Origin of the sequence: Streptomyces sp. NPDC096339, assembly GCF_044762985.1 — a bacterium.
In the GTDB taxonomy this organism is placed as follows: domain Bacteria; phylum Actinomycetota; class Actinomycetes; order Streptomycetales; family Streptomycetaceae; genus Streptomyces.
In genome coordinates this window covers 27,499-49,303 of record NZ_JBIWFI010000006.1, presented here as the reverse complement: position 1 = coordinate 49,303, position 21,805 = coordinate 27,499, and the positions used below count along the sequence as shown (strand labels likewise).

The following is a 21,805-nucleotide window of genomic DNA, read 5'->3' as shown; positions in this document are numbered from 1 at the left end:
ACTTCCGGACCCGGCGGGCCCTGCCGACCACATACTGGTCGGTAGGTCCCGCCTTTGTGTCGAGGGCGTCGCGTTTGGGTTCCGATCAGGTCTCTCGTCTACGGTGATCCGGCGCCGATAGCACGCTTTGGCCTTGGAAGACACCTGTCTGTTTCCTCGTGGTGGCTGGTTATGATCGGCACCCTCACATTCCGCCACAGGCGGAGCGGTTGATTCCGTTCCGGTTGTCCGGCTGCCCCTGCCGCCCCGTTCCCGAGGTCCGATGTCTGTCATAGAACCCGAAGGCGTACGCGGGCAGTCGACGGCCCGCCGACGCCGCAGGGTGCGCCTGCGCACCATGCTCATCTGGCTGGCCGTGGTCCCCACCGTGGCGATGGGCACCCAAGTGGCGGTGACCGCCGGACGGTTGCTCTCGCAGGCGGAGCACCTCCGTGCCGATGTCGCGGCCGCCGAGCGGGTCGGCGCCCCGCTGTACACGCTCATGGTCGACATGCAGGCAGAGCGGACGATGACCGCCTCCCTGTGGGCGGGCACCGCCGGGGCCGACGAGGAGTTGCGGATCCGGCGGGAGGCCACGGACCGGGCAGCAGTCGAATTCCGCCGGGTGGCGTCCGGCACGAACGCCTCATTCGAGGAAGTGGAGCAGAAGCTCGACGGCCTGGCCGCGTTCCGCCAGCGCGCGGACGCCCGTACCGGCGCCGCCGACGGCACGCTCGCGTACTACACCGGAGTGATCGCCTCGGTCATCCAGGCGTACCAGCGCGAGTTCAGCCACGCGGACGACGCCGAGATCGTCAAGGAGAGCCGGCCCGTGGTGGCCATGCTCACCGCGACCGAGATGGTGGCGCGCGAGGACACGATCCTGTCCCTCGCCGGTCCGTCCAGGCAGCTGGACTCCGCCGGGTTCGACCAGTTCATCAGCGCCATGGGCGCCCACCGGCACCTGTACGAGACCTGGGTCGTTCCCTATCTCCCCGAGGTCGACAAGCGGTTCTACGACCGGATCGTCGCGTCCTCGGACTGGCAGACGAAGATCCGCATCGAGAACGCGGTCGTCTCCAAGCACACGGACACCGGCTCCGGCATCAAGCTGCCCGCGGAAACCGCCCTCTGGCGCTCCGCGCACGAGAACTTCTCCGTGCAGATGGCCTCGCTCAACGTCGACCGCGCGAGGAAGGTGCTCACGCGAGGCGAGGCCAAGGCCGCGGAACTGGACACCGAGGTCGCCTGGCTCATCGGGGGGAGCTCCGGCGGCCTGCTGATCGTCGTGGTCGTCGTCGTGCTCACCACGCGATCGGTCCTGCGCCGTCTGCACGACCTGCACGACCGCACGGTGACCGTCGCCGAGGAAACCCTCCCCGAGGTCGTCGCCCGGCTCCAGCGCGGGCAGTCCGTCGACGAATCCGTCCTGCCGACGGTGCGCGGGGACGGGGACGAGGTCGGCCGCATCAGCGACGCCTTCGCCCGCGCCGTCGCCGTGTCCGTCGACGGGCACAGGCAGCTCGCGGACGAGCGGCACGGGTTCGGCCTGTTCGCCACGGGCATCGCCTCGCGCACCGGGAACCTGGTCAGCCGCCAGCTGAGCCTCACCGAGGACCTCCAGGACACCTTCGGCCACGACGAGGCGCTGCTCGCCCGGTTGATGCGCTCCGACCAGCTGACGGTGGGCATGCGGCGGCAGATCGAGAACCTCCTCATCCTGGCGGGCGGCGAGGTCCCCGACCCGCACACCGAGCCCATGCGGATCGCCGACGTGCTGCGCGAAGCCGCCGCGGAGGTCGAGGACTTCCGGCGCATCGAGCGGCAGGCCCTGGACGAGACCAGCGTGGAACCGGGCGCGATCAGCCAGATCAGCCACCTGCTCGCGGAGCTGCTCGACAACGCCACCCGCTTCTCCCCGCCGAGGTCCAAGGTGGTCATCCGCGCGGAACTCGTCGCGGACGGGCTGTCGGTCGAGATCGAGGACCGAGGGCCCCGGGTGACCCCCGAGCGGTACGAGGAGATGAACGGGCGCCTGCACGAGGCCCCGCCGTACTCCGTCCTGGCGCAGAACGCGCACCGGCTCGGCCTCTTCGTGGTCGGACACCTCGCCGACCAGCTCCAGGCCGGTGTCACCCTGCGCCGCTCGGTGTACGGAGGGACCTCCGCCGTGGTGATCCTCCCCGCGGCACTGCTGGTGGCCACCCCCGCGGCGGAACCGCGGCGCGAGCAGCCCGTGTCCAAGCCCGTACCGGCCCCTGCCCCTGCCCCTGCCCCTGAGCCCGCGCCCCCCGCGCCGGCCACCGCCGCCCCGGCGCCCCGCCTGTCCGGGGAACGGAGGTCCGAGCCCGTCGTGCGCACGGCCGCCGGGCTGCCGAGCCGCACCAGGAAGGCGGACACGAAGGCGGACGAGAAGGCGGACGAGAAGGCGCCGGTACCCGTGACCGTGCCCGGGGCCCGGCCCGCCCTCCCCGAGCGCGTCCCGCAGACGCACATCGCACAGCAGCTGCGCGAGCCCCGCGCCGCGGAAACGACCGTCCGGCAGGACGCGGCGACACCCGAAGAGGTGGCCGACGCCTGGGCGGACTACGAACACGGGACCCAGACAGTGGAAGAAGAGCTCCGACGGGATCGGCCATGACTACCTCACCCAACACCGCGACCTCCAACGGCGCGATCTACAGCGTCCTGGACAACAACCTGAACAGGATCGCCGGCATCCAGGGAGCCGTGCTCCTGTCCAACGACGGCATCAAGCTCAGCGCCTACATGCTCGACGAGGCCCAGGCCGAACGCATGGCGGCCGCGGCCTCCGGCGTCGCGGCCACGATGAAGGCGATATCCCGGGAGATCGACGGGGGCCGCGTCATCCGCCAGCTGGTCGAGATGGACGACCGGTACCTCTGCATCGTCGGATGCGGCGACGGCAGCACGCTCATCGTGGTCACCAACCGCAAGGCCCGTCTCGGCGAGCTCGGCGGCGAGGCCGTACGGACCGCCCAGGCGCTCGGCGAATGGCTGGGCACACCCGAGCGCGGCCAGGTGCCGACCGCGTAATGCCGCAGGACGAGCCCCAGCCAGCGAGCCGCCGCCGGACGCGGCTGTACGCCCTCACCGACGGACGTACGGCCGCCGCGCACACCGTCCTCACCATGGACACCACGATCACGGCGGCGGTGACCACGGCCGCCCAGGCCGGACTGCCCAGCGAGTGGCAGGAGATCCTCGCCATGTGCGCGGCTCCGGGCGGTCTCGCGGTCGCCGAGCTGGCGGCGCGGACGCACATGCGTCTCACGCCCATGACGCTGCTCCTCGGTGAACTCGCCGATCGCGGGCTGATCCACCACCGGCCGCCGCTGGCGGCGACCGAGACCACCGACGTCGACCTGCTCATGAGAATCAGGGACAGCCTTGCCCGGATATGACATGCCCGCCCCCCGGGAATCCGCCCCGGTCAAGATCCTCATCGCCGGTGGGTTCGGAGTGGGCAAGACCACCTTGGTGGAGACGATCTCCGAGATCGAGCCGCTGCGCACGGAGGAACGGCTGACGGCCGCGGGCGTCGGCGTCGACGACCTCGACGGCATCGAGTCCAAGGCGGTCACCACCGTCGCCATGGACTTCGGCCGGATCACCCTCACCGACGCCGGAGTCGTCCTCTACCTGTTCGGCACACCGGGCCAGGAACGCTTCTGGTTCATGTGGGACGACCTGCTGGCCGGGGCGCTCGGGGCGATCGTGCTGGTCGACACGCGACGCCTCGACCGCAGCTTCCCGGCCGTCGACTTCTTCGAGAGCCGCGGACTGCCGTTCGTGGTCGGCGCGAACTGCTTCCACGGCGAACAGCCCTACACCGCCGAGGAGATCGCGGCGGCCCTGCACCTGCGCGACCCGAACACCCCCGTCCTCATGCTGGACGCCCGCTCCCGTACGGACGTCCGCGCGGCCCTGCTCGCCCTCCTCGACGTGCTCATCGCGGGCGCGCAGGCCCCGGCGGCCGTGGGCTGACCCCGGCCGTGTAGTCGGCGAGCGTCCGGCGCGGTGTCCAGCCCCGGGCGCGGGCCCGGGTCAGGTCCAGCACCACCGGGTGGGCGAGCTGGTCCACCGCGTAGCGGCTGAGGGCCGGTTCGGCGCTCGCCACGGCCTCCACGAGCCTGGCCGCCGTACGGGCAACCCCGAGCGGGAGGTGACGGATCCGCGCGTGGACGCCGTGCGCCCGCAGGACCTGGCGCACGGCCTCGTCGCGGGGGTACGGCTCGCCGTCGGCGATGTTGTACGCACCGGAGGGCCAGGCGGCGGCCGCGAGGCAGGCGTCCGCCAGGTTCTCCACCGCCGTCAGGCTCAGCCGCACGTCCGGCCCCGGAAGCAGCAGGGTGCCCGCCCGGACCCGGGAGATCAGCCGGGGCAGCAGCTGCGTGTCCCCGGGGCCGTAGACGGCACGCGGGCGCAGCGCCACCGCGCCCGCCGCCAGGGCGAGGGCCTCACCGGCCGCCTTGGTGCGTCCGTAGGCGTTGAGGTGGCCGGTGCGCGGATGGTCCTCGGTGACCAGGGTCCGGTCCGGGCGCGGGTCGTACACGCTGGCGCTGCTCACCCACACCACGGGCCGCCCGGCCGCGGCCCGCAGCAGCCGCTCCGTGCCGTCCACGTTGACCGCGCGCATCAGTGCCTCGGCCGGGGAGCCGGGGGCCGGATCGCCGACCGCCGCCGCACAGTGCACGATCACGTCCGCGCCCGCGAGGTCCGGGGTGTCCAGGGAGGCGTCCCAGAACCGGTGTTCCCCCACCGGTCCCGGCCGGCGGCCCACGCACACCACCTCCGCGCCGCTCGCGGCGGCCGCCCGGGCCACGTGCCCGCCGCAGAAGCCGCTCGCCCCGGTGACCGCGATACGGATGCTCATGCGCCCGCCCTCACCGTCAGCGAACGCCAGCCGGGCAGGGCGGCCCGCCGGTCCACCCGGGCCCGCGTCACCACGGGCCGGTACGGAGCCAGCTCCTCCAGTACGTCGACCAGTTGGGCGCGCGCCAGCCGGGCCCCGGGGCAGGCGTGCGGCCCGGCCCCGAACACCAGTTGCGCGGCATCCGGACCGGCGGGCCGGTGGGCGTCCGGGTCGCGCCGGTGTGCCTCGGCGGCGTGCCGGGCCACCAGCAGCAGCCGGTCGCCACCGCGCACGGGGCAGCCGGCAACGGCCCCGTCCGCCGCCGCCACCCGGGGCAGCAGCGGCGAGGCGGCGGTGACCCGCAGCAGCTCCCCGGCCAGCACCGGGCGCAGCCGCGCGTCGGCGGCGTCCTGCCACAACCCCGCGTCGGCGCACCAGGCCACGGCCCGGGGCAGGGCGGCGACGGTGGTGTTCACGGCGGCCACGGCCAGCATCGCCCGCAACGCCGACTGATCGCCGAGGCCGGGACCGCAGCCGGAGTCCGGGCCGGGGCTGGGACAGTCCGACTCCGAACCGGAGCCGCAGCCCGAGCCCGAGGCCGAGCCCGAGGCCGAGCCCGAGGCGGGGCAGCCGGGGGTGGGGCTCGGGCCGAGGTGCGGGCACAAGCGCGGGGCGGGGGTCAGCAGCAGACGCAGGCGCTCCGCGGTTCGGACCGCGGCCGACTCCGCGCGCGGCCCGTGGGCGCCCGGCAGGTGGCTGCGTACGGAGGCGGCCGCGGCCGCCGCGGCGGCCTCCGCCACGGCCCGGGGCTCGGCCTGCGAACCGAGCAGGGCGCACACCACCGACCCGGAGAGCTCCCGCGCCAGGTCGACGAGGTCCACCTCGCCGCCCTGCGCCAGCGGCGCGAGACGGCGTACGAGCAACGGCCGCCACACCGCGCGCAGTTCCTCCACCCCGGCCGCGCCGAGTCCCACCACGAGCCCCCGCCGCTCGGACCGGTGCGCCCCGCCCTCCTGGTCGAACAGCACGCCGGCGGCGCCCGCGGCCCGCGCGGCTCCGCCCGTGGTCCCGGCCGCCGTACGGTCCAGCGGCAGCCGGGTCAGTGCCTCCCGATAGGCGGCCGCGTCGTGCACGAGGAGGGTCCTGCCGAACCGGCGCACGGGCCGCCCGCGCGTGGCGGCGAGCAGGGCGAAGAGGAGCGGGTGACCACGCAGGTAGACCCGGCGGTCCCGCCGCCGGGCCGCCGCCTGCGAGGGGCCGGTGCTCATCGGGCGTCCACCTCCGTGGAGTCGGGGGCCGCAGGGACGGATGGCCGGAGCGCCCGGCCGGCCTCAGGAGCGGCCGTGCGGCGGGCGCGGACCGGGGTGAGGGGCTCCGGGCGGGCCCCGGGGCGGCCCGGCCGGGCCGCTCCGGGGTGTACGGGCCGGGCTCCGGGGTGAACGGGTGCGCGGGTCATGCCGCCACCCCCAGACGCCGGGCCGCCAGTGCGGACGTGGCCGGCCGGTCCGGTTTGCGGGAGCGGCCCGACAGGGGGATCCGGGCGAAGAGGAGCGCGTCCGGTCGGGCGGAGCCCATCCGGCGCACCGGCTCCGCCAGCGCCGCGCGCAGGCCGGCCTCGGGCGTGCCGGGTCGCGGCTGGACCACGGCCACCAGCCGCTCGTCGCCGTCGCCCGCCGGGACCCCGACGAGCACGGCCAGCTCCACCCCCGGCACGTGCAGGGAGGGTTCGTACAGACCCGGGTAGATGTTCTCGGCCCCGCGCAGCACCATGTCCTTGCTCCGTCCCTCCAGGACGATCCGGCCCGCGCCGTCCCGCCGCGCCCGGTCGCCCGTACGCACCCACGCGTCGGGCTCCTCCCCGAGGTAGCGGTGGCGGGCCGCGGCCCCGGAGAGCAGCAGCTGGCCGTCCGGATCCACCTCGGCCGCGACCCCGGGCAGCGGGGCGCCCACCAGGTCGCCGGGGCCCTCGAAGGCGGCCTTCTCCCGCGCCTCCACCGCCGCGGCCGGGAACAGTTCGGTCAGCGCGTACACGCCCCAGGCCTGCGCCGCGCCCGCCGCGCGGACCCGCTCCAGCAGTCCGGCGCCCGCGGGCGCGGAGCCCGTCCACACCCGGCCGTGGAAGCGGGCGCCCGCCGCCAGAGCGTCCCGCAGCTGCGGCGGGGTCAGATAGGTGTGCTGGGGCCGCAGCCGGTGCGACTGCCGGGCCAGTACCCGCGGATCGCGGGCCGGCAGGGCGACGGGTGCGCCGCGCGTGAGGGAGGGCACGAGGACGAAGAACGTGCCGCCCAGCACGGGTACCCCGGGGGCAACCTCGAAGAGGGAGGAGACCGTGGCCATCCCGGCGGCCAGGCTCGACCGCGTGTGCACCACCGCCCGGGGCGCGGAGGTGGTGCCGGAGGTGAACACGATCACCGCGTCGCAGTCCCCGCCGGCGTCACCGCGCACGGGCACGCCCGCCCGCGCCGCCCCCCGCTCCAGCGCCGGCGCGCACCCCGGCGGCCGGGGCCCCACCGTCGCCACCGGCCCCAGCGCGGCCAGCTCCGGCAGCTCCAGCCCCGCCCGCCGGGCCAGCGGCCGGGCCCAGCCCGCCACCGCCTGCGCGGCCGCGTCGGCGAGCACCAGCGCGGGCCGGGCCAGGGCGAGACGGGCCCGCAGTACGTCGGGCCCCGCGCCCGGGTCGAGGACGGCCCCGCGCAGCCCGAGCCGCCACAGCGCCAGCAGGACCGCCAGCGCCCGGGGTCCGGGCCGCACGGCCACGCCGACGGTGTCCCCGGCGCGCAGTCCGCGGGCGTGCAGGGCGGCGGCGAACGCGTCGGACAGGTCGGCGAGTTCGCCGCGGGTGGCGCGTACCCGGGGCGCGCCCGTACGCGAGGCGGTGAGTATCGCGGGCGCCTCGGGGCGGGTGCGCAGCGCGTGGTCGAGTCGGTCGAGCATCAGCGGGGGTCCGTTCCGTGGCGGCCGCTGCCCTGGTCGAGGTACCAGCGGGCGGTGCCCGCGATCCCGTAGGCCCGCAGGCGGCGCGTCGAGTTCTCCACGACCATGGCCCGGCAGTGCGAGATCCGGTCGGTGTGGCGGCGTACGGCGTTGAGGAAGAGCCGGTCGGTGGGCGAGGGCCGCCGGGGCATGCCGCCGACCGCCAGGTACAGCTCGGAGGTGATCGCCATGTTGTTCCCGGCGTGCATCCGGTATGGGGCCCGGTAGCCCTTGCGGCGGGCGTGCTCCGGCCGCAGCCGCCCGAAGAGCGCCGCGAGGCGGACGAGCACCCCGAACCCGGCCCGGCCGAGCGGCCCGTGCTCGTCGCGCCGGGCCGTGATCCGCCCGCACACCAGCCCCGGGGCGTCCGTGAGCGCGGCCCGTGCGGCGCGCGTCCAGCCCGGCCGGGGCAGGCAGTCGGCGTCGGTGCGGGCGAGCATCGTCGCGCCCCGCCCGATGGCGTGCCGGAACCCGGTGTCCACGGCGGAGCCGACGCCCTTCTCCGGCTCCTCGATCACCTCCACCGGGAACGGCGCGCCCGCCGCGAACTCCCGTGCGATGGCCCCGGTGTCGTCCGCGGAGGCGTTGTCGACGACCAGCAGGGTGAAGTCGCGGTCCCGCTGGGCGGCCAGCGCCCGCAGGGTGTCCGCCAACCGGGCCGCCTCGTCGTGCGCGGGCACCACCACCCACATGCGGTTCACGATTTCTCCCAGACCATGGTCATGATGCTGATGCCGCCGCCCAGTCCGACGAACAACACCCGTTCGCCCGGGTCCAGTTCATCGAAGACCCGATCGAGCTGGACCCCGATGCTCGCGCTTGCCACATTGCCGATCTCGGGCACGGTCACCACCAGCTTCCCGGCCGGCACCCCCGTGATCTCCGCGAACCGCTCCAGGTACGGCACGGTCACCTGGTGCACGAGCACCTTGGCGAACCCGTCCCAGTCCATGCCGCTGCGGTGCAGGGTCCGGTCGATGACGGCCGTGCCCACCTTCTCGAAGACGCCCCGCAGTTCGTGCCCGTCACCGCGGAAATAGGTGTACGAGTCCCCGCGCGGGTGCCGTGACCCGCCGCCCGGGATGCCCCCGACCTCCCAGTGCTCCGAGTGGGTCTCGGTGTCCACGTCGAGGATCCCGCCCCGCTCCACCGCCTCCACGACCACCGCCGCACCCGCGTCGCCGAAGGTGTAGCCGGCGAAGCACTCGCGCAACTCCGCGAGCGAGGAGGGGTCCCTGCGCACCGCACGCGACGGGGTCTCCCCGGTCACCACCAGCGCCCGCCGGGCCCGTCCCGCCAGGACCATGGACCGGGCCAGGTCGATGCCGCCCACGAAGCTGTTGCACGCGTTGGTGACGTCGAGGGCGTGCGCCCGCGAGCCGAGTTCCGCCTGCACGATGTGCGCGGTGGCCGGCTCGACCAGGTCCCTGGAGGCCGAGGCGAAGAGCAGCAGGTCCACGTCGAGCGGACCGAGCCCGGCGGAGGCCAGCGCCCGGCGGGCCGCGCCCACCGCGAGGGTGGAGGCGTACACCCCGTCGCCCGCGACCCGGCGGGAGCGGATCCCGGTGGCCTGCGTCAGCAGCCTCGGCGGGAGCGGCAGGCCGGAGCGCAGCGCCACCTCCCGCTGGAGGTCGTCTGAGGACACCGCGTCCTCGGGCAACAGGCAGGCCACGGCGGTTATCCCGGCACGCGGCGGCGGATCGCACGGCTGAATGAACATGGCCCCACGATGACAACTCGCCCTGGGCCGGGCCTGAGTACGGATGCTCAGTTCGCCACCGGCTCCCGTACCAGCCGCCTGAGTACGTTGGGTGGGGCGGCCGGAACCACGGGGCGAGGGGCGGCCATGACGGCCCGCCGGTCACCGGCCCCGGCCCCGGCCCAGGAGATCACCCGCCTGCCGGGCCGTCCCCCCGGGCCGTGGCCGGCGCGGCCCGTCTCACTTGGACCGTACGACGGCCCGCGCCCCGCCGAAGTCCAGCTCAAGGCCCGAGCGCAGGGGCACCGTCTGCCCCGGGGCGATCTCCTGCGTGGTGCCGTCCGCCCGGGTGCCCGTCCACGAGCTCCCGGACCGGTTGGCCAGCCCGAACCTGCCCGGCCGCTGGGGGTGCTCGGTCAGCAGCGCCACCAGCGTGGCGTCGCCGTAGTCGTGCCGGGCCGGCTCCGGCGCCAGGTGGTGGGCCTGCACCCGCGAGGTGCGGTGCAGCAGGATGTGGTGCTCGGTGCGCGGCGGGGGCGTGGTCAGCACCAGCCGGGGCGGCAGCACCAGCGTGGCGTTGCAGGCCCAGCAGTTGCCCGGGACCGCGGACAGCGCGACCAGCCGGGGCGCCCGTGAGGGCGCTGTCACCGGCGCCCAGTGGGTCCGCACCCCGCAGCCATGCCTCCGGGGTGCACAGCGACTCCGTCTCGTCGCCCAGATCGGCTTCCTTCGGCGCGAGCGGTACGCTTACCCGCCCGCTCTCGCCGACCAGCGTCAGCTCGCCGTCGCCGAGCTGCCGGGCCGCGGAGACCCGGGGCGTCAGCACGGCGACGACGAACGTGCTCTCGTACGGCAGCAGCTTCTCGGCGTCGGACATCGGCGGTTCCCCGGGCGTGCTGCTGCGCTCCCAGTTCCCCAGCACCTTCTCCCGCCAGGCACTGACGAACTGGCGCGGGAAGGCGTACTCGGCGTACCGCATCAGCCAGGCCAGGCCGAGCCAGGCTCAGCGGCCTCTCCTCGCCCCGAGGCTGGGCGTGCTCGGAATCCAGTGCTCCCGCCCCGGTCGCCGCGCGGGCGCTCACCGCCCAGTAGCGGGCCGCCGCGAAATCATTGCGGAAGCTGCGCACCAGGTCGTCGAGGCCGATGTCGTCCAGCCAGGCGTCGACGGGTTCCGCGGGCCGCGGCAGGGAGGTCAGTCGGTCGAGGGTGTCCCGCTTGGTCACCACCGCGGCCACCGCGAGGCGTCCCCGGCGGCCGCTGAGCCCCTGCAGTTCCCCGGCCAGCGCCGCGTACGTCTCCACGGGCCCGAGGTCGGCCGGCCGGGCGTCCGCCGTCAGCTTGGGGTCGCCCGCGCCCAGCTTGCGGCGTACGACGGGCGAGGCGAGCACGTCGGCGACGAACAGGACCCCGTCGGCATGCGCCAGATAGCCCTGGAGGCGGGTGTTGTCCGCGTCGCGCAAGGACTCGCCCATCGGGTCGTACAGGTACAGCAGCCTGCGCCGCAGGCCCCATCCGACCAGCAGCATCAGCGCGCGGGGCTGGCCGCCCTGGGTCTTCAGCGTCCACCCCGAATCCTTCAGCTGCCTGCCCAGCGCGTTGGCCTCGCGCAGGTCGTCCGGGGAGGCGAACTCGACCTTCAGCGAGGACTGGTGCGACCAGGACCGCAGGCCCTCCAGTACGGCCGCCATCAGCATGGTCTTCCCGGCGGAGGTGCCGCCGATCAACGGCAGGTGCACCACGCGGGTGGTGCCGACGGCCGGGGGCAGCGGCTGGTCGCAGTGCGGGCAGTGCGCGGTGAGCCGCCGCCGCCCGGCCAGGCTCGCGTCGGGCCGTGCGCCGGACCGTCCGCTGCGGCCCCGCAGCAGCCGGTCCCGCACCACCGTGCCCAACCAGTGCCGGACCAGCAGGTACCGCACGGTGCGGGAGGCGAACAGCACGGCGTGCCTGGAGTCATGCCACATCTGCCAGGCCCAGTAGGCGCGCCGGGCCGGCTCGGCGCCGGCGTACGGGACGACCCGCTGTTCGGGAGCCCCGAGCCCCCGCGGCTCGAAGGCCCGCCAGGCCGTCGCCAGGGTCAGCCCGAGGAACTGCCACAGCCCGAAGAGCAGGCACACGCCGACGGCGACGATCCCGGTGCCGTACAGGAGGACCCGCAGGACGGTGCCGACGGTGCCGGTGTCGGTGCTCACCAGTGGCCTCCCCGGTCTCCGGGACCGCCGGGTCCCCCGGCCGGTCGGCCGGGGCTGCCGTACCCATCGGGGCGTTCGTCCGGCGGGCCGCCGTGGCCGGGGGCACCGGAGGCGCCGGCGCCGCCGCGTCGGCGGGAACCGGTGGCGTCCCGGCCGGAGTCCGCCCGGCCGTCCGTGGCGGCCGGACGCGACGCTTCGCCCGCCGAGCCGGAACCGCCCTCGGCGCCGCGGCCCGCGGACCGGCGTTTGAAGCGGTCCCGGAGGCGGCCCATCGCGCTCGGGCGCTGCCAGGTGCGGAAGTCCTCCGCCCCGCGGCCACCCGGCAGGGCCAGGGCTTCCTCCACCGAGGAGAGCTCCGCCTGCGTCAGCCCCCGCACGACGGGCCGCAGCACGCCTTCGAGAAGGTCGGTGCGGGCCTCCTGCCAGACCGGGCCCGCCTGAGGCTGCGAGGACCACGCCATGAAGCAGTCCGCGGCGAACGCGGGTACCAGCCGCAGCCGGGCGGTGACCTCCGCCTCCCGCGCGGCCGACCGGTACGCGGCCAGCAGTTCCGCGTCGTCGCTCTCGATCAGCGCCCGCAGCTCGTTCTCCGGACGGTCCCCGTCCAGCAGCAGCCGCCCGGACAGCGCCGCGTACGCCTGCGCCCGCGCCCCCGGCTCCGGGCCCGTCGACCCCAGGTCCAGGGCCTGGCGAACCCAGCCCGGGCCCGCCGTGCCCGCCCGCAGGTTCCGCGCCAGCTCCAGGATCAACAGCGAGGGCCGCAGCGAGGCGGGGAGCTCCTCCTGGAAGTGGGTCAGGATCTCCGGCGCGAGCTCGGCCGCCGCCACGTCCCCGGCCGGGGCCCCGGCCGCCGCCCGGGCAAGCAACTCCCAGGTCCCGGCCTCCCGGTGGACCTTCGCCCCCGTCGCCCCGAGCACCAGCGCCGCCTCGCCGGCACCGGGCGGTTCCCCGTCCCACACCAGCCGCATCGCGGTCCGCAGCACCAGCGGCTCCGCGTACAGCGAGACCTCCGACTCCGCTAGCAGCGCGTGCAGCGCCCCGACCCGGTCCGCGGAAGCCGCGACCACCCCCGCCGCCGAGGCGCACATCCGCAGGTGCGGGCGCGCGTCGGCGGCCGACAGCCGCAGCCCGGTGCGCGCGAACAGGAGTCGCCCCGCGGCCGGATCGCCCGCCGCGAGGGAGTCCAGCCGATCGAGTACGAGGGCCCGCAGCGCCGGCAGCTCCGCGAGCGCGGCCCGCACCCCCTCGCCGTACACCCGATCCGGATCGGCGAGCAGCGCGAGCGCCAGCTGCCGGGCCGCGCCGGGCAGCAGGTCGGCCGTGTCCGCCCCCAGCACCGAGCCGACCCGCAACAGCCCGGCCCGGTCGGCGGGTCCGGTCTCCGCGGCCGCGAGCGCGGCCCGCAGCTCCGGCTCCAGCGCGGCGGCGAGCCGGGCCCGCGCGGCCCCGCCCAGCGCCCCGGCGGAGGGCAGCGTCGCGGGCACGACAGGGCCGCGCACCGCCTCGGCGAGGGCCCGCTCCGCAAGCGGCTCGCACACGGCGGGCGGGGCCCAGCCGTCCAAGGCCGCCAGCAGCCGCCCGCACGCCGCGGCCTCGACCGGATCCCGGTCCCCGTCGGGGGCTCCCGCGCCGAGCGCCAGGGTCAGCGCGTGCAGCCGGGCCCCGTCCAGGGCGTCCCGGTGAGCGGCCGCCCAGTCCGCGGCGGCGGCCCGGGCGGGGGAGGCCAGGGGGACGTCCGCGGCGAGGGCGAGCGCGGCCAGCGGGCCCGCGTCGTACGGGTCGGCGCCGAGCCGGCGGACCTCCGCGAACAGCTCCTGGCGCCGCGCCTGCCAGATCCGGGCAGCGGTGTCGGCCCACGCGTCGGGTGCCCCGGCGGCGGGGGCCGCCGCGCGCGGGACGTCGTACACCCGGTAGCGGTGCTCCTGCCCGGCCAGGCCCGGTCCGTCCTCGGGGACCACGCCGATGATCTGCTGCCGGGCCAACTGCGGGCGCCGGGTGTACGTGGTGAAGGTGAGCCACTGGCCCCGCTGGTGCGGCAGCACGCTGCACGCGAGCATGATCCAGCGGGCCACCGCCTCGCTGTTCGCCTCCACGAGCACGATCTGCGGGGCCGCGGGATCCTCGCCGAGCCTGCGGACATCGGCGAAGAACCCCGCGAGCCACGGTCCCCGGGCGCTGACGAACCCGGCCAGCCCCGCCGCATCGTGCGGCCCCGGGACGGGCACGGCCGCCAGCGCGGGCGCGCCGCCCGCCGGGGTGTCCACGGCCCACTGCGGCGAGCCCCAGGAGGTGATCGGCAGCGCGCCGACGGCCGGACCGGAGCCGGCCTGCTGCGGCAGGTGCACCGCGTGGGCGTGGAAGTTGCCCCAGCGGCCGCTGTAGTCGGCGCCCGTGTACACCGAGCGGGCCAGCAGCCGGCTCCCGTCCGCCAGCACGCTCAGGCTCAACGCCTGGGGGAAGGCGCCCAGTTCGTCCGGCCCGGGCCGCGGCGGCGCCTCCCGCGGCGGCTCGTAGCCGATGAGCTGCTCCGCCTCGCGCAGCAGCGCGGCCGGCACCCCGGGGGTGACGGCCGTGAACCGGAATCCGGAGCCGTCGGGGCCGGGAGGCGCCGAGGTGTAGTGCAGTTGCGCGAGCTTCACGCCTCTCCCTCCACACTGCCGCGACCGCCCGCGCGCGCGGCGCCGGAGGCCTGCGGCAGCAGCCCGCCGAGGCCCAGCAGCCACAACAGCGGATCCTCCACGCGCAGCGGCTGCGGACCCGACTTCGGGGCGTCGGCCGGCGCGTGCGCGGGCGGCGGCGAGCCGAGCGCCGACAGCCCGAACAGCGACAACTGCGCGAAGTCCCGCTCCAACTGCCGCAGCAGGGCGCCCGAGTCCCAGCCGTCCAACAGCGAGCGCATCTCCTCTTCGGCGGTGCAGGGCTTGCCGCCCCGCACCCCGGTGGGGGACATCTGGCAGCGGTAGGGGAGCTTGGCGGCCGGTGACCGGTCGAAGCAGTAGGGGCAGACGACGGAGGTCAAGTCAGCGCACCACCAGGGAGTGGATCGGGGGCTCTTCGAGCCGGACGGAGGCGGCACGGCCGCCGAGGAGGAAACCGCGGACGGCGTACGGACGTCCCGGCGCGGCAGCGGGGTCGATCTCGCGCTCCAGCGTCCCGGCGGCGGCGAGTTCGTCGCCGGTCAGGCGGCACAGGGTGGTGCCGCCGGCGGGGCCGGACGGGCGCTGCGGGCTGCGGCCGCCGTCGCCCCGGGCGACGAGCACGAAGCCGGGGAGGTCCGTGGCGCCGTCGGGTGCCCGCACGGTGACCCGCAGGACGGCGGGCCCGCGGCGCAGGCCGCGCCGGGCGCCCGGCAGGACCTCGTACGCGATGGCCACGTCGGCGGGCAGCTCGGCCCGCGCGTCGCCGGGGCCGGCGGCGAGCACGGACCGCGCGCCGCGGGGCGCCGCGTAGGCGTCGACGCGCAGGGCGGAGGGCGCGACCGGCAGCCGCAGCCCCTCGCGCAGGAACACGCTGCGGGCCACGGTGTGCTCGGTGACCCGGCCGTCCTGGGTGACGGCGGCGGTGACGGTGCCGGTGGCGCCGGGCCAGTCGAAGGTGAGCCGCACCTCCTGGGGCGAGGTCCGCCGCACCGCGAGGCCCGTCACCGGGAGCGGCGCCTCGACCAGCACCCCGGGCCCGGCCACGGCCCGCTGCCCGAGCACGGCGACGGCCGTCACGGTCGCGAGCGCCCCGGCGGGCGGCCGCCCGGTCGGGAGCGGTTCGGCCGGGTCGATCCAGTCCGGTGCGGGCGGCAGGTCGGCCGTCCGCAGTTCCGTGCCCGGCGCGGGCGGGGTGGTCGGCCACTCCAGCAGGCGTACCTCGGCGCCCTCGGCTCCGGTCACGTGGAAGAGCAGGCCCCGCGACTCGTCGGGGGCCGCCGTCACGGTGCGCACGGGAGCCGGCCACGCGTGGACGGTCGCCGGGGTCGTCACCGGCGCGGACAGGACGGCGTGGCCGGGGCGGCCGCCGGGCGCCGTGTACCGGGCCCGGACCGTCAGCTCGTAGGCGCCCGGCTCCAGGCCGTCGAAGCGCAGGCTCTGCACGGTCGCGTCCGCCACGCGGCGGCCCGCGGGCCCGGCCAGGGTCACCTCGGGGACGGCCGTGCCCGCCGGGGCGGCCCAGGAGGCCTCGATCCAGCCGTTGCCGTCGGCGACGCGCAGCCCGGTCACCGCCGGGGCGACGGCCACCGGGGCCCCGATCAGGGGCGGGCCCTCCACCGCGCCGTCGGCCCCGAGCGGCAGGGCGACGTGGCGCACGCGCACCCCGATCCCGGTGTCCCGGTCCAGCAGGACCCCGTCGTGGGGCCGCCCCGCCACCTCGGCGAGGGGTGCGCCCGCCGGCTCGCCCTGGGTGAGCCGCACCACCCGCCAGGCCCGGCCCGTGAACAGCCCCGGGGGCCACCGCAGTTCGACCCCGCCGGGGACGAGTACGGATTCCAGCGGGCCCGGATCGCCCGGCTCCGCCCGGTAGGTGCGCACCAGCCCGCGCACCGCGCGAGGGCAGTCACCCGCGAGCCAGGCCGCCTCCTCGTACTGGACGGACGCCCGGTCGAGATCGCCCAGCTCCTCGTAGCGCCGCGCCGCGGCGAGCGCGGTGTCCGCGGCCCCGGCCCGGTCGGCCAGCTCGGCGAGCCGGGCCTCCAGGGTCCCGTCCCCGCCGCCCGCGGGCAGGAGGGCGGCCTTCCGCTGGGCCGCGCGCACCCGCCGGCCGCGCCAGTCGTCCTCCAGGCCCTCGGCGGCGGCCCGCTGTCCCGAGTCCAGCCGGGGCCGTGCGGCGGCGGCATGGACCAGCGCGGAGGTCTCCGCCGGGTCGACGCCCAGGCCGGCCGCGGTGGCGGGCAGGTGCCCGGCCGGGTGGTCGTGGAGCAACCGGGCGAACTGGTAGAGCAGGATCCGCCGCAGCGCCGCCGGGTCCTCCTCCTGGATCCCCGCCAGCCGGTCCAGCAGCCACGCCGCCTCGGGCCGCTGCACGCGCATCCCGCGCAGCACCCGCGCGTTCACATGGGCGCGCCGGCCGGGCCGTTCGACCCGGAAGACCCCGTCGAGCACGCGTAAGCGGCCACCCCCGGGGGTCAGGAGTTCGCCCAAGTGGCCGAAGCCGAGGGTCTGTTGCGCGGAGACGAGTTCCCCGTACCCTCCCACGAGCGGCGAGAGCGGCAGACCGGAGAGCGCGCGGGACAGCCCGAGGGCATGCCCGAAGTCGTTCCCGGCCATCCGTTTCTGCGCCCCCCGTGCAGTTGTGTGGGAGGTCATTCCAGCAGATACGCGGGCCGTTCGGGAGAGCTTTCGTTCTCCAGGTGTACGGCGCACCGTCACGAAGTGATCTCCGTCCGGTACCCCGGGGGCGCTGTCCTTGGGGCGCCCCCCGACACCCCCCTCACCCGCAGAGGACGTCACTCCATGACCGAAATCAATCGGCGCAGGTTCCTGCAGATAGCCGGCGGTACCGCCGCCGTCGCGATGCTCAACGAGAGCATCGCCCGCGCGGCCGCCATCTCGGCGCAGGGCACCACGGGCACGATCCAGGACATCGAGCACATCGTCGTCCTCATGCAGGAGAACCGGTCCTTCGACCAGTACTTCGGGACCATGAAGGGCGTCCGAGGCTTCGGCGACCCGCGGCCCGTCCTCCAGGACAACGGCAAGTCCGTCTTCTACCAGTCCAACGGGACGAAGGACATCCTCCCCTTCAACCCGCAGGTGAACGACCTCGGCATGCAGTTCGTCGAGGGCCTCAACCACGACTGGGCCGGCGGCCACGCCGCGTACAACAACGGCAAGTACGACAAGTGGGTCCCGGCCAAGACGGCCACGACCATGTCGTACATGACCCGGAACAACATCCCGTTCCACTACGCCCTCGCCGACGCCTTCACGGTGTGCGACGCCTACCACTGCTCCTTCATCGGCGCCACGGACCCCAACCGCTACTACATGTGGTCGGGTTACACGGGCAACGACGGCGTCGGCGGCGGCCCGGTCCTCGGCAACCAGGAGGCCGGCTACGGCTGGAAGACCTACCCGGAGCGCCTGGAGGCGGCCGGGGTGTCCTGGAAGGTCTACCAGGACATCGGCGACGGCCTGAACGCGGCCGGTTCCTGGGGCTGGATCAGCGACGCCTTCCGCGGCAACTACGGCGACAACTCGCTGCTGTACTTCAACAACTACCGCAACGCCCAGCCCGGCAGCGCCCTGTACGAGAAGGCCCGTACGGGCACCAACGTCAAGGCGGGCGACGGCTACTTCGACCGCCTGCGCGCGGACGTCACGGCCGGCACCCTCCCGCAGGTCTCCTGGATCGCCGCCCCGGAGGCCTTCAGCGAGCACCCGAACTGGCCCGTCAACTTCGGCGCCTGGTACATCTCCCAGGTCCTCGACGCGCTGACCTCGAACCCGGCGGTCTGGGCGAAGACGGCCCTGTTCATCACCTACGACGAGAACGACGGCTTCTTCGACCACGTCGTCCCGCCGTACCCGCCGGCCTCCTCGGCGTGGGGACTGTCCACGGCGAGCGTCACCGGCGACCTCTACAACGGGGGCGGCGGCTACGCGGCCGGCCCGTACGGTCTCGGCCCGCGCGTCCCGATGATCGTGGTCTCCCCGTGGAGCAAGGGCGGTTACGTCTGCTCCGAGACCTTCGACCACACCTCGGTGATCCGCTTCATGGAGAAGCGCTTCGGCGTGCAGGAGCCCAACATCTCGCCGTGGCGCCGCGCCGTCTGCGGTGACCTGACCTCGGCCTTCGACTTCACCCGGGCGGACGCGACCCCCGCGTCGCTCCCGTCGACGGACGCCTACCTCCCGCCGGACCACAACGCGCACCCGTCCTACCACCCGGTCCCGCCGGCCACGGGCACGCTGCCGAAGCAGGAGGCCGGGTCCAAGCCGACCCGCGCGCTGGGCTACAGCCCGTACGTGGACGGCGCCCGGACCGCCTCCACCGGCAAGTTCACCCTGACCTTCTCCTCCGGCCCGACCCTCGGCGCCCACTTCCACAGCACCTCGGGCAACCGCACGGACGGCCCCTGGCCCTACACGGTCGAGGCGGGCAAGACCCTCTCCGACACCTGGTCCACGAGCAGCTCCACCGGCAACCAGATCAACCTCACGGTCTGGGGCCCGAACGGCTTCCTGCGCACCTGGAAGGGTCCGGCGAAGAAGACCGGCCCCGAGGCCACGGCCCGCCACGACGGGGCCACCGGCAACCTGAAGCTGACCCTGACCAACTCCGGTTCGGCCGCGGTCAACCTCACCGTCACCAACTCCTACAACGGCGCGACCCAGACCCTGAGGGTCGCGGCGGGCGGCACGGCCACGTACACGGCGGACCTGAGCACGACGGGCCGCTGGTACGACGTCACGGTCGTCTCCGACGCGGACGCCACCTTCCTGCGCCGCTTCGCGGGCCACGTCGAGACGGGCGCCCCGGGCGTCTCCGACCCGGCGCTCAAGACCGTCTGACCCGGTCCCGTATGGGTGAATCCGCCCGCTTCCCACGCCCGCGAAGTTAACGCTTGCGTTAACTTCGCGGGCGTGGCTCAATGGGAAGTGATCCTCGTGGCCGAGGTGGCGGAGTGGTTCGAGGCGCTGGCCGAGACCGACTGGGACAGCGCCGAACAGGTGGAAGACGCGGTAGACGCGCTCGGGATGTTCGGGCCCACGCTCGGACGCCCGCTCGTCGACCGCATCAAAGGTGCGGAACAGCACCACATGAAGGAACTCCGGCCGGGATCCTCGGGCGGCAGTGAGATCCGGATCCTGTTCGCGTTCGATCCGGTCCGCCGCGCCGTGTTGCTCGTCGCCGGGGACAAGGCCGGAAACTGGCAGCGATGGTACGAAGTCAACGTCCCGCTCGCGGAGAAGCGGTACCAGGCCCACATCTCCGAGCTCGACACCAGGGAGTACGAATGAGCGCTGTCGGTTGGGAGGAGGCCAAGCGCCAGGTGCGCGAGCGCCGGGCGGCCGCCGGTCTGCCGGTGCGGTCTCCGGCGGAGAAGCAGGCGGCGATGGACCGGCTCATGGCCGAGGTGCGTGCGTACCGGCTGGCCGAGATCCGGCAGGAGCAGGCACTGACCCAGAAGGACGTGGCCGAGACGATGGGCGTCTCCGCTCCACGGGTGTCGGCCATCGAGAACGGCGAGACCGACCGCACCGAGGTCGCGACGCTGCGCTCCTACGTCGAGGCGCTCGGCGGGCGGCTGCGCGTGGTGGCCGACTTCGGAGACACCGAGTACACCGTGGCGTGACACGTGCGCGGCCAAGAGCGCACGGGCGCCCCGGGCGTCTCCGACCCGGCGCTCAAGACCGTCTGACCCGGTCCTCCGCCGCCCGCAGCAGCCGCCGTTCCAGGACCGGGAGGTCCTTGGGGCGGTGGCTGCGCGCGTGCCGGAGCAGCAGGTCGCGGGCGGTGTCCGGGACGCGGCGGCGCTTGGGGTGGCGGGTGGTGAACTCCTCGCTCGCGAAGAACCGCACGGCGCCGTCCAGGCCCGCCCGGTCCGTCCGGCGCACCGCCCAGGCCAGCTCGTCGGTCGCCACCCCGGCCAGCAGCCGCTCCGGGCCCCGTTCGGCGAGCAGCCACGCCGCGTCGCGGGGCTCCTCCCGTACGGCACCCAGCCAGCTGAACACCACGGCGGCCGGCACCCCGCGCGGAGGCTCCGGCTCCTCCGCGCCCCCGGCCAGGGCATCGGCGTACTCCCGCAACCCCTCGGGCGCGGCCGCCGCCCACCGGGCACGGTGGCGGGCGGGGATGCCCTTGGGGTCCCACGGGTCGAACACCGGGCCGAGCGGCCCGGCCGGCGCCACGGACCTGATGAGTTGGCCACCGGCTTCGTACAGCGAGACCCCGCCGTTCCCGTGGCACATGCACTCGAAGCCGTCGTGCGGCCGCTCCTGCGGCCAGGCGGCGAGCACCTCCGCGATCTCGGCACGGTCGAGGACCTCGTACTCGGCCGGGTGGCCCGGGTGGGCCGCCTCGACCCGGACCCGGCTGACGGAGATGCGCACCGTGCGGGAAATCGGCTTCACGGTGTGAGCGTAGACCGGCTGGGCAGTAGGTACGGCGTCGGCAGTCCCCACCACCGTCACCGAGGGAGAACGCATGGCCATCGCCCACCGCAGGATCGGTACCGGACCCGTACGCGTCATCGTGCTGCACGACTGGTTCGGGACCTCCGCGAACTGGGGCTCCGTACTGGACCACCTCGACCCGGAGGAGTTCTCGTACGCCTTCCTCGACTACCGGGGCTACGGCGAGCGCCGGGACGTGTCCGGCCGCCACACCCTCGCCGAGATCGCCGACGACGTGCTCGAACTGGCCGACGAGCTCGGCTGGGACACCTTCTCCCTCCTCGGCCACTCCATGGGCGGCAAGGCGATCCAGCAGGTCCTCGTCCGCGCCCCGGAGCGCGTGGAGAAGCTGATCGGGCTCACGCCCGTGCCGGCCGCCCCGTACGAGATGGACGACGCGACCCACGCGCTCTTCCACGGCGCCGCCGAGGACCCGGCCAAGCGCCGGACCATCCTCGACCTGGTCACCGGCAACCGCGTGAGCCGCCACTGGCTCGACGGCATGGTCGAGCACTCCCTGAGCATCTCCCGCCCCGAGGCCTTCGCCGGGTACCTCGCGAGCTGGCAGCCGCTCGACCTGTCCTCCGCCGTGAAGGGCAACACCGTCCCGGTGCTGGTCCTGGTCGGGGAGTACGACCTCGCGCTCACCGCCGACGTGATGCGGGCCACGTGGCAGGCCTGGTACCCGAACTGCCGGATCGTCACGATCCCGGGCTCCGGTCACTACCCGCCTCACGAGACCCCGGTGGCCTTCGCCACGGAGGTCGAGGCCTTCCTGCGGGCGTAGGCCCCGCGGAATCCCGCCGCAAACGCCCGTGAGGGGTACGAGGAAACCTCGTACCCCTCACGGGACCCACAGGGTGAGTGACGGGACTTGAACCCGCGGCCACCTGGACCACAACCAGGTGCTCTACCAACTGAGCTACACCCACCACGAAGGGCGGCGGACCACCCGTTCGACGTGCACGCACAGCATAGCCGATCG

At 75.1% G+C, this 21,805-nt stretch carries 18 protein-coding genes, 1 tRNA gene and 2 pseudogenes; 8 read left to right on the top strand and 13 right to left on the bottom strand.

Going from position 1 to position 21,805, the window contains the following annotated elements; all coding sequences use genetic code 11:
• The first annotated feature begins 262 nt into the window (after positions 1 to 262).
• From ACIQ5Y_RS11690 to ACIQ5Y_RS11675, 4 genes are read left to right on the top strand one after another with little or no spacing between them, the layout of a single operon-like run.
• Positions 263 to 2,620: a nitrate- and nitrite sensing domain-containing protein gene (locus ACIQ5Y_RS11690; protein ID WP_403878356.1), complete on the top strand. Its 2,358-nt coding sequence runs from the start codon at positions 263 to 265 to the stop codon at positions 2,618 to 2,620.
• Positions 2,617 to 3,036 carry a roadblock/LC7 domain-containing protein gene (locus tag ACIQ5Y_RS11685; RefSeq protein ID WP_403878353.1) on the top strand — a complete coding sequence of 140 codons (420 nt, stop codon included), beginning with the start codon at positions 2,617 to 2,619 and terminating at the stop codon, positions 3,034 to 3,036. Before ACIQ5Y_RS11690 ends, ACIQ5Y_RS11685 begins: the two co-directional genes overlap by 4 nt.
• Complete coding sequence (locus tag ACIQ5Y_RS11680) at positions 3,036 to 3,404, top strand: DUF742 domain-containing protein (protein ID WP_403878350.1); 369 nt, start codon at positions 3,036 to 3,038, stop codon at positions 3,402 to 3,404. The genes ACIQ5Y_RS11685 and ACIQ5Y_RS11680 overlap by 1 nt, the downstream gene beginning before the upstream one ends.
• A 1-nt stretch (position 3,405) precedes the next feature.
• Positions 3,406 to 3,987: a GTP-binding protein gene (locus ACIQ5Y_RS11675; protein ID WP_403878347.1), complete on the top strand. Its 582-nt coding sequence runs from the start codon at positions 3,406 to 3,408 to the stop codon at positions 3,985 to 3,987.
• Here the strand turns inward: ACIQ5Y_RS11675 and ACIQ5Y_RS11670 are convergent.
• The 11 genes and pseudogenes from ACIQ5Y_RS11670 to ACIQ5Y_RS11620 all read right to left on the bottom strand — a co-directional run bounded on the left by ACIQ5Y_RS11670 (position 3,950) and on the right by ACIQ5Y_RS11620 (position 16,968).
• Positions 3,950 to 4,876 carry an NAD-dependent epimerase/dehydratase family protein gene (locus ACIQ5Y_RS11670; protein ID WP_403878344.1) on the bottom strand — a complete coding sequence of 309 codons (927 nt, stop codon included), beginning with the start codon at positions 4,874 to 4,876 and terminating at the stop codon, positions 3,950 to 3,952. The genes ACIQ5Y_RS11675 and ACIQ5Y_RS11670 overlap by 38 nt on opposite strands.
• Positions 4,873 to 6,123 carry a cytochrome P450 gene (locus ACIQ5Y_RS11665; protein WP_403878341.1) on the bottom strand — a complete coding sequence of 417 codons (1,251 nt, stop codon included), beginning with the start codon at positions 6,121 to 6,123 and terminating at the stop codon, positions 4,873 to 4,875. Before ACIQ5Y_RS11665 ends, ACIQ5Y_RS11670 begins: the two co-directional genes overlap by 4 nt.
• Positions 6,124 to 6,307: 184 nt before the next feature.
• The gene (locus tag ACIQ5Y_RS11660; protein WP_403878338.1) at positions 6,308 to 7,789 is read right to left on the bottom strand and encodes a class I adenylate-forming enzyme family protein; all 1,482 of its coding nucleotides are present in this window, start codon (positions 7,787 to 7,789) and stop codon (positions 6,308 to 6,310) included.
• Positions 7,789 to 8,520: a glycosyltransferase gene (locus ACIQ5Y_RS11655; RefSeq protein ID WP_403878770.1), complete on the bottom strand. Its 732-nt coding sequence runs from the start codon at positions 8,518 to 8,520 to the stop codon at positions 7,789 to 7,791. The genes ACIQ5Y_RS11660 and ACIQ5Y_RS11655 overlap by 1 nt, the downstream gene beginning before the upstream one ends.
• Positions 8,521 to 8,525: 5 nt before the next feature.
• On the bottom strand, positions 8,526 to 9,548 hold the full coding sequence (locus ACIQ5Y_RS11650) for a 3-oxoacyl-ACP synthase III family protein (RefSeq protein WP_403878335.1): 1,023 nt from the start codon (positions 9,546 to 9,548) through the stop codon (positions 8,526 to 8,528).
• A gap of 219 nt (positions 9,549 to 9,767) precedes the next feature.
• A complete protein-coding gene (locus tag ACIQ5Y_RS11645) occupies positions 9,768 to 10,175 on the bottom strand; it encodes a hypothetical protein (protein WP_403878332.1) in 408 nt (135 codons plus the stop codon).
• Between the two features lie 88 nt (positions 10,176 to 10,263).
• Positions 10,264 to 10,506, bottom strand: a pseudogene (locus ACIQ5Y_RS11640) (protein phosphatase 2C domain-containing protein); the annotation flags it as partial.
• Positions 10,507 to 10,666: 160 nt separating this feature from the next.
• Positions 10,667 to 11,488: pseudogene (locus ACIQ5Y_RS11635) on the bottom strand (hypothetical protein); the annotation flags it as partial.
• 224 nt (positions 11,489 to 11,712) lie between these two features.
• Positions 11,713 to 14,355, bottom strand: coding sequence for a GTPase-associated protein 1-related protein (locus tag ACIQ5Y_RS11630; protein ID WP_403878329.1), 2,643 nt, complete (start codon positions 14,353 to 14,355; stop codon positions 11,713 to 11,715).
• A complete protein-coding gene (locus ACIQ5Y_RS11625; protein ID WP_403878326.1) occupies positions 14,352 to 14,735 on the bottom strand; it encodes a hypothetical protein in 384 nt (127 codons plus the stop codon). Before ACIQ5Y_RS11625 ends, ACIQ5Y_RS11630 begins: the two co-directional genes overlap by 4 nt.
• 1 nt (position 14,736) lies before the next feature.
• Complete coding sequence (locus ACIQ5Y_RS11620; protein WP_403878323.1) at positions 14,737 to 16,968, bottom strand: hypothetical protein; 2,232 nt, start codon at positions 16,966 to 16,968, stop codon at positions 14,737 to 14,739.
• Between the two features lie 186 nt (positions 16,969 to 17,154).
• On the opposite strand from ACIQ5Y_RS11620, the gene ACIQ5Y_RS11615 reads away from it, so the two are divergent.
• From ACIQ5Y_RS11615 to ACIQ5Y_RS11605, 3 genes are all read left to right on the top strand, one after another.
• Positions 17,155 to 19,215 carry a phosphocholine-specific phospholipase C gene (locus ACIQ5Y_RS11615; RefSeq protein WP_403878320.1) on the top strand — a complete coding sequence of 687 codons (2,061 nt, stop codon included), beginning with the start codon at positions 17,155 to 17,157 and terminating at the stop codon, positions 19,213 to 19,215.
• A gap of 72 nt (positions 19,216 to 19,287) precedes the next feature.
• Positions 19,288 to 19,665, top strand: coding sequence for a type II toxin-antitoxin system RelE/ParE family toxin (locus ACIQ5Y_RS11610; RefSeq protein WP_403878317.1), 378 nt, complete (start codon positions 19,288 to 19,290; stop codon positions 19,663 to 19,665).
• Positions 19,662 to 20,000: an XRE family transcriptional regulator gene (locus ACIQ5Y_RS11605; RefSeq protein ID WP_403878314.1), complete on the top strand. Its 339-nt coding sequence runs from the start codon at positions 19,662 to 19,664 to the stop codon at positions 19,998 to 20,000. The genes ACIQ5Y_RS11610 and ACIQ5Y_RS11605 overlap by 4 nt, the downstream gene beginning before the upstream one ends.
• Before the next feature lie 52 nt (positions 20,001 to 20,052).
• On the opposite strand, the gene ACIQ5Y_RS11600 is transcribed toward ACIQ5Y_RS11605, so the two are convergent.
• Entirely contained in the window at positions 20,053 to 20,778 is a 726-nt protein-coding gene (locus ACIQ5Y_RS11600) for a hypothetical protein (protein ID WP_403878311.1), read from the bottom strand.
• A gap of 73 nt (positions 20,779 to 20,851) precedes the next feature.
• Here ACIQ5Y_RS11600 and ACIQ5Y_RS11595 point away from each other — a divergent pair, with 73 nt between their 5' ends.
• Positions 20,852 to 21,607: an alpha/beta fold hydrolase gene (locus ACIQ5Y_RS11595; protein ID WP_403878308.1), complete on the top strand. Its 756-nt coding sequence runs from the start codon at positions 20,852 to 20,854 to the stop codon at positions 21,605 to 21,607.
• A gap of 72 nt (positions 21,608 to 21,679) precedes the next feature.
• Here the strand turns inward: ACIQ5Y_RS11595 and ACIQ5Y_RS11590 are convergent.
• Positions 21,680 to 21,752 (bottom strand) — tRNA-His (locus tag ACIQ5Y_RS11590).
• Positions 21,753 to 21,805 lie beyond the last annotated feature (53 nt).

Excerpts from the sequence above, each read along its gene's own strand:
- ACIQ5Y_RS11680 (WP_403878350.1), top strand. The coding sequence starts at position 3,036 with ATGCCGCAGGACGAGCCCCAGCCAGCGAGCCGCCGCCGGACGCGGCTG.
- ACIQ5Y_RS11665 (WP_403878341.1), bottom strand. The coding sequence starts at position 6,123 with ATGAGCACCGGCCCCTCGCAGGCGGCGGCCCGGCGGCGGGACCGCCGG.
- ACIQ5Y_RS11655 (WP_403878770.1), bottom strand. The coding sequence starts at position 8,520 with ATGTGGGTGGTGGTGCCCGCGCACGACGAGGCGGCCCGGTTGGCGGAC.
- ACIQ5Y_RS11650 (WP_403878335.1), bottom strand. The coding sequence starts at position 9,548 with ATGTTCATTCAGCCGTGCGATCCGCCGCCGCGTGCCGGGATAACCGCC.
- ACIQ5Y_RS11685 (WP_403878353.1), top strand. The coding sequence starts at position 2,617 with ATGACTACCTCACCCAACACCGCGACCTCCAACGGCGCGATCTACAGC.
- ACIQ5Y_RS11620 (WP_403878323.1), bottom strand. The coding sequence starts at position 16,968 with ATGGCCGGGAACGACTTCGGGCATGCCCTCGGGCTGTCCCGCGCGCTC.
- ACIQ5Y_RS11690 (WP_403878356.1), top strand. The coding sequence starts at position 263 with ATGTCTGTCATAGAACCCGAAGGCGTACGCGGGCAGTCGACGGCCCGC.
- ACIQ5Y_RS11605 (WP_403878314.1), top strand. The coding sequence starts at position 19,662 with ATGAGCGCTGTCGGTTGGGAGGAGGCCAAGCGCCAGGTGCGCGAGCGC.
- ACIQ5Y_RS11595 (WP_403878308.1), top strand. The coding sequence starts at position 20,852 with ATGGCCATCGCCCACCGCAGGATCGGTACCGGACCCGTACGCGTCATC.
- ACIQ5Y_RS11615 (WP_403878320.1), top strand. The coding sequence starts at position 17,155 with ATGACCGAAATCAATCGGCGCAGGTTCCTGCAGATAGCCGGCGGTACC.
- ACIQ5Y_RS11670 (WP_403878344.1), bottom strand. The coding sequence starts at position 4,876 with ATGAGCATCCGTATCGCGGTCACCGGGGCGAGCGGCTTCTGCGGCGGG.
- ACIQ5Y_RS11675 (WP_403878347.1), top strand. The coding sequence starts at position 3,406 with ATGCCCGCCCCCCGGGAATCCGCCCCGGTCAAGATCCTCATCGCCGGT.
- ACIQ5Y_RS11660 (WP_403878338.1), bottom strand. The coding sequence starts at position 7,789 with ATGCTCGACCGACTCGACCACGCGCTGCGCACCCGCCCCGAGGCGCCC.